The 15,209-nt window shown below is 60.1% G+C and carries 15 protein-coding genes; 10 read left to right on the top strand and 5 right to left on the bottom strand.

From position 1 onward, the window contains the following. The first annotated feature begins 65 nt into the window (after positions 1–65). From cobU to PspS49_RS08725, 8 genes are all read left to right on the top strand, one after another. On the top strand, positions 66–587 hold the full coding sequence (gene cobU, locus PspS49_RS08695; protein WP_160038845.1) for a bifunctional adenosylcobinamide kinase/adenosylcobinamide-phosphate guanylyltransferase: 522 nt from the start codon (positions 66–68) through the stop codon (positions 585–587). After that, positions 584–1,639: a nicotinate-nucleotide--dimethylbenzimidazole phosphoribosyltransferase gene (gene cobT / locus PspS49_RS08700; protein WP_160038847.1), complete on the top strand. Its 1,056-nt coding sequence runs from the start codon at positions 584–586 to the stop codon at positions 1,637–1,639. Before cobU ends, cobT begins: the two co-directional genes overlap by 4 nt. Further along, positions 1,636–2,211 (top strand): alpha-ribazole phosphatase family protein, encoded by a 576-nt coding sequence (gene cobC, locus PspS49_RS08705; RefSeq protein ID WP_160038849.1) that lies wholly within the window; start codon positions 1,636–1,638, stop codon positions 2,209–2,211. Before cobT ends, cobC begins: the two co-directional genes overlap by 4 nt. Position 2,212: 1 nt before the next feature. Next, positions 2,213–2,944 carry an adenosylcobinamide-GDP ribazoletransferase gene (locus tag PspS49_RS08710; protein ID WP_160038851.1) on the top strand — a complete coding sequence of 244 codons (732 nt, stop codon included), beginning with the start codon at positions 2,213–2,215 and terminating at the stop codon, positions 2,942–2,944. A 174-nt stretch (positions 2,945–3,118) separates the two neighbouring features. Beyond that, positions 3,119–3,523: a MarR family transcriptional regulator gene (locus PspS49_RS08715; RefSeq protein WP_007919794.1), complete on the top strand. Its 405-nt coding sequence runs from the start codon at positions 3,119–3,121 to the stop codon at positions 3,521–3,523. Positions 3,524–3,576: 53 nt separating this feature from the next. Beyond that, a complete protein-coding gene (locus PspS49_RS08720) occupies positions 3,577–4,785 on the top strand; it encodes an MFS transporter (protein ID WP_127926370.1) in 1,209 nt (402 codons plus the stop codon). Further along, positions 4,782–4,904 (top strand): hypothetical protein, encoded by a 123-nt coding sequence (locus PspS49_RS29975; protein WP_275113740.1) that lies wholly within the window; start codon positions 4,782–4,784, stop codon positions 4,902–4,904. The genes PspS49_RS08720 and PspS49_RS29975 overlap by 4 nt, the downstream gene beginning before the upstream one ends. Before the next feature lie 54 nt (positions 4,905–4,958). Then, positions 4,959–5,519: a glutathione peroxidase gene (locus PspS49_RS08725; RefSeq protein WP_160038853.1), complete on the top strand. Its 561-nt coding sequence runs from the start codon at positions 4,959–4,961 to the stop codon at positions 5,517–5,519. A gap of 199 nt (positions 5,520–5,718) precedes the next feature. On the opposite strand, the gene PspS49_RS08730 is transcribed toward PspS49_RS08725, so the two are convergent. From PspS49_RS08730 to PspS49_RS08740, 3 genes are all read right to left on the bottom strand, one after another. Then, complete coding sequence (locus PspS49_RS08730) at positions 5,719–6,990, bottom strand: outer membrane protein transport protein (protein WP_127926372.1); 1,272 nt, start codon at positions 6,988–6,990, stop codon at positions 5,719–5,721. Between the two features lie 146 nt (positions 6,991–7,136). Then, positions 7,137–7,619: a hypothetical protein gene (locus PspS49_RS08735; protein WP_127926373.1), complete on the bottom strand. Its 483-nt coding sequence runs from the start codon at positions 7,617–7,619 to the stop codon at positions 7,137–7,139. A 273-nt stretch (positions 7,620–7,892) separates the two neighbouring features. Then, a complete protein-coding gene (locus PspS49_RS08740) occupies positions 7,893–8,117 on the bottom strand; it encodes a hypothetical protein (RefSeq protein ID WP_034156218.1) in 225 nt (74 codons plus the stop codon). A gap of 962 nt (positions 8,118–9,079) precedes the next feature. Between PspS49_RS08740 and PspS49_RS08745 the strand changes: the two genes are divergently transcribed. Both PspS49_RS08745 and rmuC read left to right on the top strand, forming a co-directional pair. Beyond that, positions 9,080–9,403 (top strand): sel1 repeat family protein, encoded by a 324-nt coding sequence (locus PspS49_RS08745; protein ID WP_127926374.1) that lies wholly within the window; start codon positions 9,080–9,082, stop codon positions 9,401–9,403. A gap of 175 nt (positions 9,404–9,578) precedes the next feature. Next, on the top strand, positions 9,579–10,943 hold the full coding sequence (rmuC, locus tag PspS49_RS08750; protein ID WP_174245105.1) for a DNA recombination protein RmuC: 1,365 nt from the start codon (positions 9,579–9,581) through the stop codon (positions 10,941–10,943). 20 nt (positions 10,944–10,963) lie between these two features. Here the strand turns inward: rmuC and PspS49_RS08755 are convergent, their stop codons facing one another. Together PspS49_RS08755 and PspS49_RS08760 are read right to left on the bottom strand one after the other, a co-directional pair. Beyond that, positions 10,964–14,434, bottom strand: coding sequence for a PAS domain-containing hybrid sensor histidine kinase/response regulator (locus PspS49_RS08755; RefSeq protein ID WP_160038857.1), 3,471 nt, complete (start codon positions 14,432–14,434; stop codon positions 10,964–10,966). Positions 14,435–14,656: 222 nt separating this feature from the next. Continuing rightward, entirely contained in the window at positions 14,657–15,199 is a 543-nt protein-coding gene (locus tag PspS49_RS08760; protein ID WP_150752242.1) for a TetR/AcrR family transcriptional regulator, read from the bottom strand. Between the last annotated feature and the right edge of the window lie 10 nt (positions 15,200–15,209).

The raw sequence follows: 15,209 nt of genomic DNA on the forward strand, positions 1-15,209 counted from the left end.
CCTGTGGGAGCGAGCCTGCTCGCGAAAGCGGCGGCTGCCTCACTTGAATTTTCCTGGATGAACCCATGCTCCAACTGATCCTCGGCGGCGCCCGCTCCGGCAAAAGTCGCTTGGCGGAAAAACTCGCCAGCGACAGCAACCTCTCGGTCACCTACATCGCCACCAGCCAACCGCTCGATGGCGAGATGAGCGCCCGCGTCGCCCACCACCGCGCGCGCCGTCCCGCCGAATGGGCGCTCATCGAAGAGCCGCTGGAACTGGCCCGCGTCCTGCGCGAATCCGCCAGCGCCGAGCGTTGCTTGCTGGTCGATTGCCTGACCCTGTGGCTGACCAATCTGCTGATGCTCGATGACGCCGAACGCCTCGCCGCCGAGCGCGAGGCCTTGCTCGAATGCCTGGCGTCTTTGCCGGGTGAAATCATTTTTGTCAGCAACGAGACCGGAATGGGTGTCGTGCCGCTGGGCGAATTGACTCGCCGCTACGTCGATGAAGCCGGTTGGCTGCATCAAGCTCTGGCCGAGCGCTGTCAGCGTGTTGTCCTGACCGTTGCCGGCCTGCCCCTGACTCTGAAAGGACCTGCGTTATGACTCAAACCTGGTGGCTGAACCCGTGCAAACCGGTCGATCTCTACGTCGTTGAGCAAGCGACGGCGCGACAACAGCAATTGACCAAACCGGCCGGTTCCCTCGGTCGACTGGAATCGGTCGCGGTGCAACTGGCCGGCCTGCAAAGCCAGGTCAAACCGACACTCTCGCAAGTGTGGATCGCGATTTTTGCCGGTGATCACGGCGTGGTCGCGGAGGGTGTTTCGGCGTTCCCGCAGGAAGTCACCGGGCAGATGCTGCTCAACTTTGTCAGCGGCGGTGCGGCGATCAGTGTGTTGGCGCGGCAGCTCGGCGCGCAGCTGGAAGTGGTCGATCTGGGCACCGTGAATCCAGCACTGAACCTGCCGGGTGTGCGTCATTTGAACATTGGCGCGGGCACGGCGAACTTCGCTCAGGGCGCGGCAATGACTCAGGCCCAGGGCGAACTCGCGTTGCAGGCCGGTCGCGACAGTCTGCTGCGAGCAAAAGCGGCGGGCGCGCAGCTGTTCATCGGTGGCGAAATGGGCATTGGCAACACCACCGCGGCGAGCGCATTGGCCTGTGCCTTGCTCGATTGCCCGGTGGCGCATCTGACCGGCCCCGGCACCGGGCTGAATGCCGAAGGCGTCAGCCATAAAGCACAAGTGATCGAGCGTGCGCTGGCATTGCACGCCGCACAGCGTGGCGATGCGTTGCAGACCCTGTGCAATCTCGGCGGTTTTGAAATCGCCGCACTGGTCGGTGCGTATCTGGCAGCGGCTCAAGAAGGCGTGGCGGTGCTGGTCGACGGTTTTATCTGCACGGTCGCGGCGCTGGTCGCGGTGCGTTTGAATCCGGCCTGTCGCGAGTGGCTGTTGTTCGGCCATCGCGGTGCCGAGCCGGGCCATCGTCATGTTCTGGAAACCCTGCAGGCCGAGCCGTTGCTGGAACTCGGTTTGCGTCTGGGCGAGGGCAGTGGCGCTGCCCTGGCGGTGCCTCTGTTGCGCTTGGCTTGTGATCTGCACGGGCAGATGGCGACATTCGCCGAAGCAGCGGTAGCGGATCGTCCGGCATGACCCTGCAACTGGATCTGCTGCGCCACGGTGAGACTGAACTTGGCGGTGGTTTGCGCGGCAGCCTCGACGATGCGCTGACGGAAAAGGGCTGGACGCAAATGCGTGCAGCCGTGGTCGAGGGCGGGCCGTGGGATCGGATCGTCAGTTCGCCGTTGCAACGTTGCGCGCGGTTTGCCGCAGAGCTGGGTGAGCAACTGAACCTGTCAGTGCATCTGGACAAGGATCTGCAGGAACTGCATTTCGGTGCGTGGGAAGGGCAGAGCGCGGCAGCGTTGATGGAGACCGATGCTGAAGCGCTGGGGTTGTTCTGGGCCGATCCGTATTCGTTTACGCCGCCGCAGGGTGAACCGCTCAGCGAGTTTTCTTCTCGAGTGCTGGCGGCCGTTGCGCGCCTGCACAGTGCTTACGCCGGTGAGCGGGTGTTGCTGATCAGTCATGGCGGCGTGATGCGTTTGTTGCTGGCGCAAGCGCGCGGGTTGCCGCGCGAACAACTGCTCAATGTCGAGGTCGCTCACGGCGCGTTGTTTGCGCTGACGGTCGAAACTGATGGTTCGCTCAAGGAAGGTCACTGACATGTTGCCGCTGTGGATCGCCCTGCAATTTCTCAGCAGCCTGCCGATTCGTTTGCCGGGGATGCCCGAACCGGAACAGCTTGGGCGGTCGCTGCTGTTTTATCCGCTGGTTGGGCTGCTGTTTGGCGTGATCCTGTGGGCGTTGAATCTGGCGTTGGCGGGCGCGCCGTTGTTGTTGCATGCGGCGCTGTTGCTGACGGTGTGGGTGTTGCTCAGTGGCGCGTTGCATCTCGATGGCCTGGCCGACAGCGCCGACGCCTGGCTCGGCGGTTTTGGTGATCGCGAGCGCACGCTGACGATCATGAAAGATCCGCGCAGCGGGCCGATTGCGGTGGTGACGCTGGTGTTGGTGTTGCTGCTCAAGTTCGCGGCGCTATTGGCGCTGATCGAGCAACAGCAAGGCCTTGCGTTGATCATCGTGCCGTTGCTCGGGCGGGCGGTATTGCTTGGGTTGTTTCTGACCACGCCGTATGTGCGGGCCGGCGGGTTGGGGCAGGCGTTGGCGGATCATTTGCCGCGCAGGGCTGGTTGGTGGGTGTTGGGCTTCAGTGCGTTGGCCTGTGTGTTGATCGCCGGGTTTGGTGCGGTTGTGGCGCTGGTGATTTCGGTCGTTGTGTTTGTCTGGCTGCGGCAGGTGATGATGCGGCGGTTGGGCGGGACGACGGGCGATACGGCGGGGGCGTTGCTGGAATTGCTGGAGATGGTGGTGTTGGTTGGATTGGTTTTGGTCTGATGGATTCTACTGGTCATGCCGGCCCCATCGCGAGCAGGCTCACTCCTACAATTTGAAATGCATTCCCCTGTAGGAGTGAGCCTGCTCGCGATAGCGGTGTGTCAGGCAGCACAATGTTATGGGTAAACTCATCTGTAACTTGATTTAACACAGTCGCGGGTATATACACGCATCATGCTTCCATCTCAGTGTTTGTGCACCAACCTGCGTCGCGCCGCTCGTGGCGTCAGCAGGCATTACGACGGCGCTCTCGACGGCTTCGGGATCAACGTTGCCCAGTATTCTTTGCTGTGCAACTTGCAGCGTCTGGATCAACCGAGCATCTCGGAACTCGCCGAAGCCATGGGCCTGGACCGCAGCACCCTCGGGCGCAATCTGCGGGTGCTGGAAGGCGAGGGGCTGGTGGCGCTGGCCGAGGGTGAGGACATGCGTAACCGCATCGTCAAACTCACCGAAACCGGCGTGCAACGCCTGGCCGCAGCACTGCCGGCCTGGGAGGCGGCGCAGCAGCGGTTGATCGATCGACTGGGTGCCGAGAAGCGTGAAACCTTGCTCAGATTGCTGGATGAACTGGCCTGAGGCCGGTTTTTTCCAAACTCAAGCGGGTATATACCCGCAAGCGGAGAACAACAATGACATCGATGTGGCGTACGTGCGGTTGGGTGTTGGTGGGGAGTGCGCTGATCCTGGCGTTGTCATTGGGCGTGCGACACGGTTTTGGCTTGTTTCTGTCACCGATGAGCGCGCAGTTCGGCTGGGGGCGCGAGGTGTTTGCCTTCGCTATCGCTTTGCAGAATTTGATCTGGGGCCTGGCGCAGCCGTTCACCGGGGCACTCGCTGACCGCTTCGGTGCGGCGAAAGTGGTGCTGATCGGTGGTGTGCTCTATGCCTTGGGCCTGGTGTGCATGGGCCTGTCGGATTCGGCGATGACGCTGTCGCTGAGCGCTGGTCTGCTGATTGGTATCGGCCTGTCCGGCACGTCGTTCTCGGTGATTCTCGGTGTGGTCGGCCGTGCCGTGCCGCCGGAGAAGCGCAGCATGGGCATGGGCATTGCCAGCGCCGCCGGTTCGTTCGGCCAGTTCGCCATGTTGCCGGGCACCCTCGGATTGATCGGCTGGCTCGGTTGGTCGGCAGCGCTGTTGGTGCTGGGCCTGTTGGTGGCGTTGATCGTGCCGCTGGTGAGCATGCTCAAGGACAAGCCGCTGCCGGTACTCGGCCATGAACAAACGCTGTCCGAGGCCCTGCGCGAAGCCTGTTCGCATTCGGGTTTCTGGTTGTTGGCATTCGGCTTTTTCGTCTGCGGTTTTCAGGTGGTGTTCATCGGCGTGCACCTGCCGGCCTACCTGGTCGATCAGCATCTGCCCGCCAGCGTTGGCACCACGGTGCTGGCGTTGATCGGATTGTTCAATATCTTCGGCACCTACACCGCTGGCTGGCTCGGCGGACGCATGTCCAAGCCACGCTTGCTGACCGCGTTGTATCTGTTGCGCGCGGTGGTGATCGTGCTGTTCCTGTGGCTGCCGGTGACGACCACGTCGGCCTACCTGTTTGGCATGGCGATGGGTTTCCTGTGGCTGTCGACGGTGCCGTTGACCAACGGTACGGTGGCGACCTTGTTTGGTGTGCGAAATCTGTCCATGCTCGGTGGCATCGTGTTCCTGTTCCATCAGCTCGGCTCGTTTCTGGGCGGCTGGCTGGGCGGGGTGGTGTATGACCGAACCGGGAGTTATGACTTGATCTGGCAAGTGGCGATTCTCTTGAGTCTGCTGGCGGCCGCGCTGAACTGGCCGGTGCGTGAGCGGCCGGTCGCACGTCTGCAAGCCGCTGCGAGCGCCGTATGAGTCAACTCTGGTCGCGAATCGTCATCAGCGCACTCGGCGCCGCATTGCTGGCGCTGGTGTGGTGGGGCTGGCAGCAGGGTGGTCTGACCCTGATGCAGTTGGGCATGAGCATTTGCTAGAAACAGGCATGGCGAGTAACGTCAAACTCTGACGACTGCTCAAGGATGTTCGACATGCTGATGCGCTGGTGTGCTGTTCCCGCGTTGTTGATGGCGTTGACTGGTTTGGCCCAGGCCGCTGACTGTCCCGAATTGCTGCAAGGCTCGCTGCCCAAGCTGCGAGCCAAGGAATCCATCGATTTGTGCAAGCAGTACGCCGACAAGCCGTTGGTGGTGGTCAATACCGCGAGCTTCTGCGGTTTCGCGCCGCAGTTCGAAGGCCTGGAGTCGCTGCATAAGCGCTACGAAGGTCAAGGGCTGGAAATGCTCGGTGTGCCTTCCAATGACTTCAAGCAGGAGTCCAAGGACAGCGCCGAGACCGCCAAGGTCTGTTACGCCAATTACGGCGTGACGTTCGCCATGACCGAGCCGCAGAAGGTTCGTGGTGATGACGCGACGCATCTGTTTCAAGTGCTGGCGGCACAGAGCAGCGCGCCGAAGTGGAATTTCTACAAGTATGTGGTCGATCGCCAGGGCAAGGTGATCGCCAATTTCTCCAGCCTGACCAAGCCTGATGATCCGGAATTTATCGCCGCGATCGAGAAGGCCATCGCCTCGAAACCGCTGAAGCCTTGAATCCGAAGGCCGGCGATGATTTTGTAGGAACTGCGGCACGCTGCGATCTTTTGACTTTAAAAAACAGATCAAAAGATCGCAGCCTCGTTGCACTCGACAGCTCCTACAGGTCGCACAAATTTCAGGCATAAAAAAGCCCCGCCTCTGCAAAGAGAGCGGGGCTTTATTGTGGGCGAGGGGTCAGCCTCGCCATGCAGCATCAGAAGCGGTAGGTCGCGCCGACACCGAAACCGTTTGCCGAGTTTTCATACTTGGCGTCGTAGGTCTGGCCACGATTGTTTTCGTTGCGGATCTTCACCGACTCTTCCTTCAGGTACGAGTAAGCGACGTCGATGGTCAGGTCGTCGGTCGGGCTCCAGCCGGCACCGATACTGAAGATAGTGCGGTCGCCAGTCGGAATGCGTGGCGAACGGTCTTCGTTATTGGTCGGCGACTGGTCGAAGGTCAGGCCGGTACGCAGTACCCATTCCTTGTTCAGCTGGTACGAAGTACCCACGGCGTAAGCCCAGGAGTCATGCCAGTTCTGGTCTTCGTTGATCGAACCGAACTGGCCGGCCAGCAGCGGCTGAACGCCAGAGTTTTTCACGGTGATTTTTTCCAGCTGGCTCCAACGGGTCCAGGTGGTACCGGCATACACGTTCCAGCGATCGTTGATCGCCTGGGTAACCGAGAGGTCGACCGATTCAGGTGTGGTGATCTTCAACGAAGCGTCGTACTTCTGGCTGGAGCCCAGGCCGACTGCGGCCAGTGCGCCGTAGTTGACCTTGGTGTTGCCTTCGAGCTTGTAGTCGACTTTCGAGTGGTAGGTCAGGCCCACGCGAGTGGTGTCGGTGGCTTGTACCAGCAGGCCGACGTTGTAGCCCAGTGCGGTGTCGTCACCCTTGATCTTGACCTTGCCGTCCGGCAGGGCTTGAGTGATCGACAGGTTGGATTCCAGCGCACCGTCAATGCGGTTGATGGTTGGGCCGAAACCGATCGACACTTTGTCGTTGAAGGCGTAGCTGACGGTCGGTTGGAAAGTGATGACCTGCACTTCGGACTTGCTGCCGAAGTAACGGCCGGCAAAGCCGTTTTCATAATCAGTGATCAGGCCGAACGGCACATAAACACCGAGGCCGAATGCCCAATGCTCATCGATCGGTTTGACGTAGAAGCCCATAGGTACAGCGGTGAGGGGCACCATGTCGCCTTTGTTGCTGCCGCCGTTGGGGCTGGAACTGGCATTGCTGATATCGGTGTGAGCATCGACAACGGCTACGCCACCGGTAACCTGTTCGCGCTTGATGCGCGACATGCCGGCAGGGTTGCCATAAACAGTGCTTGCGTCGTCGGCAGAAGAAGATCGCCCGGCAAAACCAGTCCCCATCCCACTGATGCTTTGTTCGTTGAGGGCAAAGCCGGCCGCGAAAATTTGCGTGGAGGCGAGGGTAACGGCGAGGCTAAGGGTGGTTTTGAGCATGACTTTTTTCATTATTAGAACTCCTGGTGATCACCGGGGCGAAAATTACCAACATTTTCGTCCCAGCGCCATAGTCCGTATGCCTTGAGTTAGAGCGGTTTTGTAGGACAATCAGACCAGATTCGCCACCTGTTGGCAGATCTTCGGAAACCGGTCGGTCAGCACGCGACCTGATTCACCGGTGAAACACAGGTGCGCCATGCGTAAGTGAAATCACGCAGACGACCCTGGGGTTGAAAGGTCTGACGCCAGATACGCGCCATTGCGAGCAAATCGTTCGGATCGGGGAGGGTGGGGTTTTGTTCTTCAACCAGTAGCCAGGCGATGGCGGTGGCGTAACGCAGATTCACCGTCAGTTCCAGGTGTGGGCCAGTCAGGAATGCATGCTGACTGGCGAGACCGCGAACCAGGCTGGCGCGTTCCGGATCGAGCGCCAGATAGTCGTCCCACAGGGCTTGATGGCGATGCTCGGCGATGCGGTAGAGGCCGTGGCCACGGCGGTCATGCAGGGCGGATCCGAGGGCTGACTGGCTGGCGGCGATGCCCAGCAGCAATGATTCGGCGGTGGCGCAGTGACGTCCCAGATAGATCAGCGTTGGACGGATCACATATCGACACAGTTCGCTGGCAGCGATACCCATAAAACCCTCGGATCTTGTTAGGAATGGCGAGTCCTGAAGGGGGCTTGGCAGCAATGGATCGGTTCAGGCTCGCCGTAAGCGGATCACGCCGCTTGAGTTGAAGTGTAGTGTCATATTCGCGACGTAAAGGCCTGTTTTTAAAATATTTCCGGCTTCGAGTTATAACCGTTATACCCGTTGGTGCTTAGGCGCCAAGGGCAAAAAGTGAAACATCGGGCAATAAAAAGCCCCGCATTTTGTGCGAGGCTTTTGCTTTTGCAGCCTTTTCGGCTCTCAGGCAATCAATGCCTGACGTGTACGGTCGATCACGGCCTGCAGCGGTTCGGCGCTGGAGTACTGATCGGGGTACAGACGCTCGCTGTGGCGGGCGATACCGTGTTCGTTGACCAGTGTGAAGCTGAAGCAGCCTTTGCGAGCGGCCATGATCAGGCAGTTCATTGGTGCAAAAGCGTTGGTTAGGGTGCGAATGGCATCCTGAGTGTGGATTTGAGTAGACATAGTTATTAGGTGTTCCTACAAATGACACGGATAAGAACCGTGCAACGTTAAAACGTTCCAGTAACGTCGACCACCATTGGTCGAACGAAGAACCCGACTGGAACAAAGCAGCCAGTTTGAAGCGCTATTAAGTTGGCGCGCTTGGGCTGGCAGGTAGGTACTTAGGAGGGCAGGCAGCACAACGAGGGCAAAGGTTCTGGGCCCGGGGTGAAGATCCTGATCAATTTGCAGGTTGGTTCGGTCAGAGTAAGTGGTCTTCGCAACACCCTTCGCATCATTGGAAGGCAGTGTTGTCGCAAGATTTACCTGGAAACCATCGAGGGGTCGTTCCCGCTTTTTTCGGTAGGTCTTCTTTGTAGAAGGCTGACCGTGGGGATGTGTTCGACCGGAATTGACTTTCAGCTTGGTACTAACGCCGCGGATACTAACGGATCGAAACCGGTAACGCAAACTTCCTGTGGAAAAAGATTGCAGTGACTGACCGAGTCTGCTTTGCGAGCCGCTTGATTGCGCGTAATTGGCGCATTTTTTGACCGCCGGTCGGTGAAGATATCTTCATCAAAGCGTGCGGCAGACTGGCTTATCCCCAGACTGACTGCGAAAACGACCCGAAAAAGCGCACCGATATAACCGGGTAACAGGTACTTGTGCACATTAGTTGCGCAAGCTGTAACGGCACTGTCACATCAATCCTGACCCCGATGGCTGCCTGTATCGAAAGTTTAAGTCAATGAAAAACATCGCTTTTTTTTGTTGGTGAAAAAATCGTCAGTTTGACTGCGAGCCCCATTCCATAAGGCTTTGCGAGGGTTGGAGAGCGGTTGTCCACTGAGTTATCCACAGCTTCTGTGGATTGTCCCGAGCGCTTGCTCTAGGACGGGCGTGCCGGGTTGTTTTTCGACTTTACCTGTAAGAAAAAGAGAGTAGAGTGGCGCGCCTTCCGATTCGTCCCACAGTGCTTTATGAAGTTTCGCTCAGTATCAGACTCTGTTACCTCACAACCTCCTCCTGTTACCCCGCCCAAGCGATTTACTGTTCGCGTCGCCGAGTGGTTGCTCGACAGTCCGCGCCTGAGCGACAGTCATAATGCCAAGCACCTTGCTGGCCGCCTCCTCAAGCAACCGGCACGAGAAGGTGTGGTGGCTGCGCAAAGCCGTCTTGGGCAGTTGATGTGCCGTGAGTGTGGCAACGCACGGGATCGTCGCATCGGTCAGGATCTGCTGCGTCAGGCCGCCCGCGCCGGCGACCGTCGCGCGCAACAGGAACTCGGTCTGCTCGAAGACTGAGCTGTCCAAGACCTGACACCTTGGTTAACCTTCAGGCTTTATCGAATCGGCAGGAGTCGCTATGGCTATGGACTTGACCAGCGTGTTGCTCGGTCTCGCAGGGGCAGGGCTGCCATTGTTGGCACTCGCCTGGCAACTGCAGCACCGTGCGAGCAATGGCCAAGCCGAGGTCGCCTTGCTCGAAGAGCGGCTGGCCATGGCACAGCTGGCCCAGGACGGACTCAACGCGGAGCTCGACGCCAGCCGCGATGAAATCGCCGATCTTGGCCAGGCCAACGCCGCCAAACAGGCTGACCTGGCGGCCCTGCGCCGGGAAGTCGAACTGTTGCAGATCGAGCGCGACGACGCCCGCGATGCCTCCCACGCCTGGAACCTCGAACGCGCGAACAAGGAAGCCGAGCTGCGCCGTCTGGACGCCCAGGCCGCTTCGCTGAACGCCGAGCTGCGTGAGCAGCAGGAAAGCCACCAGCAACGCCTCAGCGACCTGCAAGGTTCGCGCGATGAACTGCGTGCGCAGTTTGCCGAGCTGGCCGGGAAGATCTTCGATGAGCGCGAGCAGCGCTTTGCCGAGACCAGTCAGCAACGGCTCGGTCAGTTGCTCGATCCGCTCAAGGAACGCATTCAATCCTTCGAAAAACGTGTGGAAGAAAGCTATCAGGCCGAAGCCCGCGAGCGCTTCTCGCTGGCCAAGGAGCTTGAACGGTTGCAGGCGCTCAACCTGCGTTTGAGCGACGAAGCGACCAACCTGACCCGCGCCCTCAAAGGCCAGAAAACCCAAGGTAACTGGGGCGAGCTGATTCTTGAACGTGTGCTCGAACACGCCGGTCTGGAGAAGGGCCGCGAGTACCAGACTCAGGTCAACCTCAAAGGCCCGGACGGCGAGCGCTTCCAGCCTGACGTGATCATTTACCTGCCGGGCGACAAGCAAGTGGTGGTGGACTCCAAGGTGAGTCTCACCGCCTATCAGCAATACGTGGCTGCCGACGACGACACCCTCGGGCAGATCGCGATCAAGCAGCACGTCCTGTCGTTGCGCAATCACGTCAAAGGTCTGGCCGGCAAGGACTACAAACGTCTGGAAGGCCTGCACAGCCTCGATTTCGTTTTGCTCTTCGTGCCGATCGAAGCGGCGTTTTCGGCGGCGTTGCAGGCGGAGCCATCACTGTTTCAGGAAGCCTTCGACCGCAACATCGTCATCGTCAGCCCGACCACCTTGCTGGCGACTCTGCGGGTGATCGACAGTCTGTGGAAGCAGGAGCGTCAGAGCCAGAACGCCCGGGAAATCGCCGAGCGCGCCGGGTGGCTGTACGACAAGTTCGTGCTGTTTATTCAGGATCTGGACGAGGTTGGCAATCGTCTGCAACAGCTGGATAAAGCCTACAGTTCAGCGCGCAACAAGCTCACCGAGGGGCGCGGCAATCTGGTCAGTCGCAGTGAACAGCTGAAATTGCTCGGCGCGCGGGCGAGCAAAAGCTTGCCGGCAGATTTGCTGGAGCGGGCGATGACAGATGTCGATGGCCTCGTCGAGCTTCCTGAATAAAGATCAAAAGATCGCAGCCTCTATAGCGGCAAGTACCGACTCAACAACGCCCGCAACGCCGCCGGTTTCACCGGTTTCGGCAGATAATCCAGCCCCGCCGCATGCACCTGCGCAACCATCTCCGGTCGCCCGTCAGCACTGATCACCACCCCCGGCACCGGCTCGCCCAGCGTGGTGCGCAACCACGCCATCAGCTCGGTGCCGGTATCACCGTGATCGAGGTGATAGTCGACCAGCGCCAGTTGCGGTCGCACGCCTTCACTCAACAGTGCCGCACATTCCTCACGATTGCGCGCCGTCCACACTTGGCAGCCCCAGCGGCTCAGCAGGCTGTTCATGCCGATCAGAATGCTGTCTTCATTGTCGATACACAGCACCTGCGCGCCGCTCAGCAACTTGCCATTCAATTCGACGGCGGCGCTGGCCGGCACGGCTTGTGAGCGGGCCAGCGGCACGCTGACACTGAACACACTGCCGCGCCCCGGCCACGAGCGCACACGCAAGGTATGCCCGAGTACGCGACACAAACCATCGGCAATCGCCAAACCCAGCCCGAGGCCTTTTTCGGCGCGGGTCTGATGACTGTCGAGGCGTTTGAACTCCTCGAAAATCACCTGTTGTTTGTCTTCCGGAATGCCTGGCCCGCGATCCCACACTTCCAGACACAGTTCGCCGCCACGTCGGCGCACGCCCAGCAACACCGGGCCTTTGGCATAACGGAATGCGTTGGTGAGGAAGTTCTGCAAAATGCGTCGCAGCAATTTGATGTCGCTGTCGATGCGCAAATGACTACCGCGCACTCGAAAGGTCAAACCCTGTTCCTGCGCCAATGCCTTGAACTCGGCGCCGAGAATGTCGAACAGCTCATTGACCGCAAACGGCTTGCGATCCGGGTTGATCTTGCCGTTTTCCAGTCGGGAAATATCCAGCAGGTCACTGATCAAATCCTCGGCCGAGCGCAGCGAACTGTCGAGGTGCTGCACCAGTTTCTGCGCCTCGCTGCTCAAACCGTCGTCCTGATGGGAGAGGGCGGCGGAGAACAGTCGGGCGGCGTTCAGCGGCTGCATCAAGTCGTGGCTGACCGCCGCGAGGAAGCGGGTTTTCGACTGGTTGGCGGCTTCGGCGGTGCCCTTGGCTTCGGTCAACGCGACGTTGAGTTGCGACAGTTCCTGAGTGCGCTCGCTGACCCGTTGCTCCAGCCCTTCGTTGGCCTCGGTCAGCGCTTGTTCGGCTTCGCGGAACGCGGTGATATCAGTGAAGCTCATAACGAAACCGCCACCGGGCATCGGGTTACCGATCAGCTCGATCACCCGGCCGTTGGGGAACAGCCGCTCAGACGTGTGGGCGCGGCCCTGGCGCATCCAGTGCAAACGGCGGGCAACGTGCACTTCGGCTTCACCGGGGCCGCACAGACCACGCTCGGCGTTGTAGCGAATGATGTCGGCAATCGGCCGGCCGACGCTGATCAAACCGTCCGGGTAGTTGAACAGTTCCAGATAGCGGCGGTTCCACGCCACCAGTTTCAGCGACTGGTCGACCACGCTGATACCTTGGGTGATGTTTTCGATCGCGCCTTGCAACAGCGCGCGGTTGAACTGCAGCACTTCAGAAGCTTCGTCGGCGATGCGGACTACGTCCTCCAGTTGCATTTCCCGACCTTCGATGGCGGCTTTTACTACAGCGCGCGTCGAAGAAGCGCCGAGAACACCGGCCAGCAAACGCTCGGTATGAGCAATCCATTCGCCGTCGGCATTCTGGTTCGGGTTGAAGCCTTTGCCTTGACGATAGGCGAAGCGAATAAAGCTCTGGCGCGCACGTTCTTCACCAACAAAGCGCGCGGCCAATTGCAGCAAATCGTCGATCTGCACCGCGAGCATCGAGCGAGCACTCGGGCGGGCGCTGATTTCCTGACCGATGAAACGCCCGGCCTGCCAGTGCTCCGAGACGCGCGTACGCGACAGCACCGAGACCCAGGCGAACAAAGTGAAGTTGCCGGCCAGCGACAGCACCACACCTTGGGTCAGCGGGGTGATCGGCAAATTCAGCGGATTGCTGTGCAGCCACGCCAGCCCCGGAAAACTGTTCAATGACCAGCCGAGACTGTGCGCGGCGATCGGCAGAATCAGTGTGTAAAACCACAGGAAAGTGCCGGCGGCCAAACCTGCAAAAACGCCACGGCGGTTGGCCTGCTTCCAATACAAGGCACCGAGCATGGCGGGTGCCAGTTGCGTGACGGCTGCAAAAGCGATCTGGCCGATGGTCGCCAGGCTCGCCGTTGAACCGAGCAAGCGATAGCTGACGTACGCCAGCAACAGAATCACCACGATGCTCACCCGGCGCACCGAGAGCATCCACTGACGGAACACTTCGAATGGGCGCTCGGCGTTATTGCGGCGCAGCAACCACGGCAACAGCATGTCGTTGGAGACCATGGTCGATAGTGCCACGCTGGCGACAATCACCATGCCCGTGGCCGCCGACGCGCCGCCGATAAACGCCAGCATCGCCAGCGCTGGATGCGCCTGTGCCAAGGGCAGGCTGATCACGAAGGAGTCTGGCAGTACGTCGCTGGGCAACATCATCTGACCGGCTAAAGCGATCGGGACTACAAACAAAGCAGCCAGTGCGAGGTAGGCCGGAAACACCCATTTGGCCAGACGCAGATCCTGCGGATCGATGTTCTCCACCACGGTGACGTGAAATTGCCGGGGCAGGCAGATGATCGCCATCATCGCCACGCCGGTCTGCACCACCATCGACGGCCAGTTGATGGTTTCTTTCCAGTATTCCTCAAGTCGCGGGGCGAGCATGGCCTGATTGAACAGGTCATCGAAACCGTCATACAGGCCATAGGTGACGAAGGCGCCAACGGCGAGAAACGCGAACAGTTTGACCAGCGATTCGAAAGCAATCGCCAGCACCATGCCACGGTGGTGTTCGGTAGCGTCGAGGTTGCGCGTGCCGAACACGATGGTGAACAGCGCCAGCACCAGCGACACGATCAGCGCGGTGTCCTGCGCACGAGTGCCCATGGCGTCGGCACCGGCGCCGATCAACAGATTCACGCCGAGAACGATGCCTTTGAGTTGCAGGGCGATGTAGGGGAGGACGCCGACCAGACAGATCAGCGCTACGACCACCGCCAGCGATTGCGATTTGCCGTAGCGTGCAGCGATAAAGTCAGCGATGGAGGTGATGTTCTCCTGTTTGCTGATCATCACCATTTTCTGCAGGACCCACGGCGCGCCCACCAACAGCAGGATCGGTCCGAGGTAAATCGGCAGGAATGACCACAGTTGTTCGGCTGCCTGGCCGACCGCACCGAAGAACGTCCAGCTGGTGCAGTAAACCGCCAGCGACAGGCTGTACACCCAGGCACGCACGCGCGGCGGCAACGGCGCGCTGCGTCGGTCGCCGTAGAAGGCGATGGCGAACATGATGGCCATATAGGCCAGGGCGACGGCGGCGATCAGCCCGGTGGACAACGACATGCAACACTCCCGACAAAAGACTCCCCGGCACTCCTGCCCGGGCGGACAGTCTCGCATGCGCGGGGCGGTTAGTCAGTGTCGACCAAGGTCGTGGCGTGGCGGGGTGTCGCAGGGGCGGAACCGGGTGGTTTTGGTGGTGACTCTTGAGGCCTCATCGCGAGCAGGCTCACTCCTACATTTGAAATGCATTCCCCTGTAGGAGTGAGCCTGCTCGCGATGGCGTCAGTCCAGCCGCAGCGCGATATCGATCAGATAATGCAATTCTTCCACTTCAAGCGCCGCCGCCGAAAACAGAATCCGGAACACCACCGGCGCCACCACCAGATTGATCAACCGATCAACGCTCGGCGCCACTTCATCCGGGTGCCGCTCAATGATTGTCTGCAACTGCGCGCCAATGATCGTCACGCAATAGCCCGGCGTAGCGCTCGCCTGCACGTCGCGCATCATGTTGCGCCCAGGCTCCGAACTCATCTCATCGAGATACTGCTCGGCCCACGCGCGGATATCGCTGCGCAAGCTGCCGGTTTGCGCCGGTTCGCTGTCCGGGCGCATGCGGGCGAGGGCGACGTCTGCTAGCAACGCGGACAGATCACCCCAACGCCGGTAAATCGTCGATGGCGTAACCCCCGCACGTGCGGCGATTTGCGGGACGGTCACGGTCGAACGCTCCTGTTCTTGCAGAAGCGCGCGGACTGCCGAATGAATTGCATCTTGCACCCGGGCACTGCGGCCGCCGGGGCGTAAACCTTCTTTAATAGCCATGGCGCAGACC

The organism is Pseudomonas sp. S49 (genome assembly GCF_009866785.1).
Taxonomy (GTDB): Bacteria; Pseudomonadota; Gammaproteobacteria; order Pseudomonadales; family Pseudomonadaceae; genus Aquipseudomonas.

Excerpts from the sequence above, each read along its gene's own strand:
- PspS49_RS08740 (WP_034156218.1), bottom strand. The coding sequence starts at position 8,117 with ATGTCTACTCAAATCCACACTCAGGATGCCATTCGCACCCTAACCAAC.
- PspS49_RS08755 (WP_160038857.1), bottom strand. The coding sequence starts at position 14,434 with ATGTCGTTGTCCACCGGGCTGATCGCCGCCGTCGCCCTGGCCTATATG.
- PspS49_RS08710 (WP_160038851.1), top strand. The coding sequence starts at position 2,213 with ATGTTGCCGCTGTGGATCGCCCTGCAATTTCTCAGCAGCCTGCCGATT.
- PspS49_RS08745 (WP_127926374.1), top strand. The coding sequence starts at position 9,080 with ATGAAGTTTCGCTCAGTATCAGACTCTGTTACCTCACAACCTCCTCCT.
- cobC (WP_160038849.1), top strand. The coding sequence starts at position 1,636 with ATGACCCTGCAACTGGATCTGCTGCGCCACGGTGAGACTGAACTTGGC.
- cobT (WP_160038847.1), top strand. The coding sequence starts at position 584 with ATGACTCAAACCTGGTGGCTGAACCCGTGCAAACCGGTCGATCTCTAC.
- cobU (WP_160038845.1), top strand. The coding sequence starts at position 66 with ATGCTCCAACTGATCCTCGGCGGCGCCCGCTCCGGCAAAAGTCGCTTG.
- PspS49_RS08720 (WP_127926370.1), top strand. The coding sequence starts at position 3,577 with ATGACATCGATGTGGCGTACGTGCGGTTGGGTGTTGGTGGGGAGTGCG.
- PspS49_RS29975 (WP_275113740.1), top strand. The coding sequence starts at position 4,782 with ATGAGTCAACTCTGGTCGCGAATCGTCATCAGCGCACTCGGCGCCGCA.
- PspS49_RS08760 (WP_150752242.1), bottom strand. The coding sequence starts at position 15,199 with ATGGCTATTAAAGAAGGTTTACGCCCCGGCGGCCGCAGTGCCCGGGTG.
- PspS49_RS08730 (WP_127926372.1), bottom strand. The coding sequence starts at position 6,990 with ATGAAAAAAGTCATGCTCAAAACCACCCTTAGCCTCGCCGTTACCCTC.
- PspS49_RS08715 (WP_007919794.1), top strand. The coding sequence starts at position 3,119 with ATGCTTCCATCTCAGTGTTTGTGCACCAACCTGCGTCGCGCCGCTCGT.
- PspS49_RS08735 (WP_127926373.1), bottom strand. The coding sequence starts at position 7,619 with ATGGGTATCGCTGCCAGCGAACTGTGTCGATATGTGATCCGTCCAACG.
- PspS49_RS08725 (WP_160038853.1), top strand. The coding sequence starts at position 4,959 with ATGCTGATGCGCTGGTGTGCTGTTCCCGCGTTGTTGATGGCGTTGACT.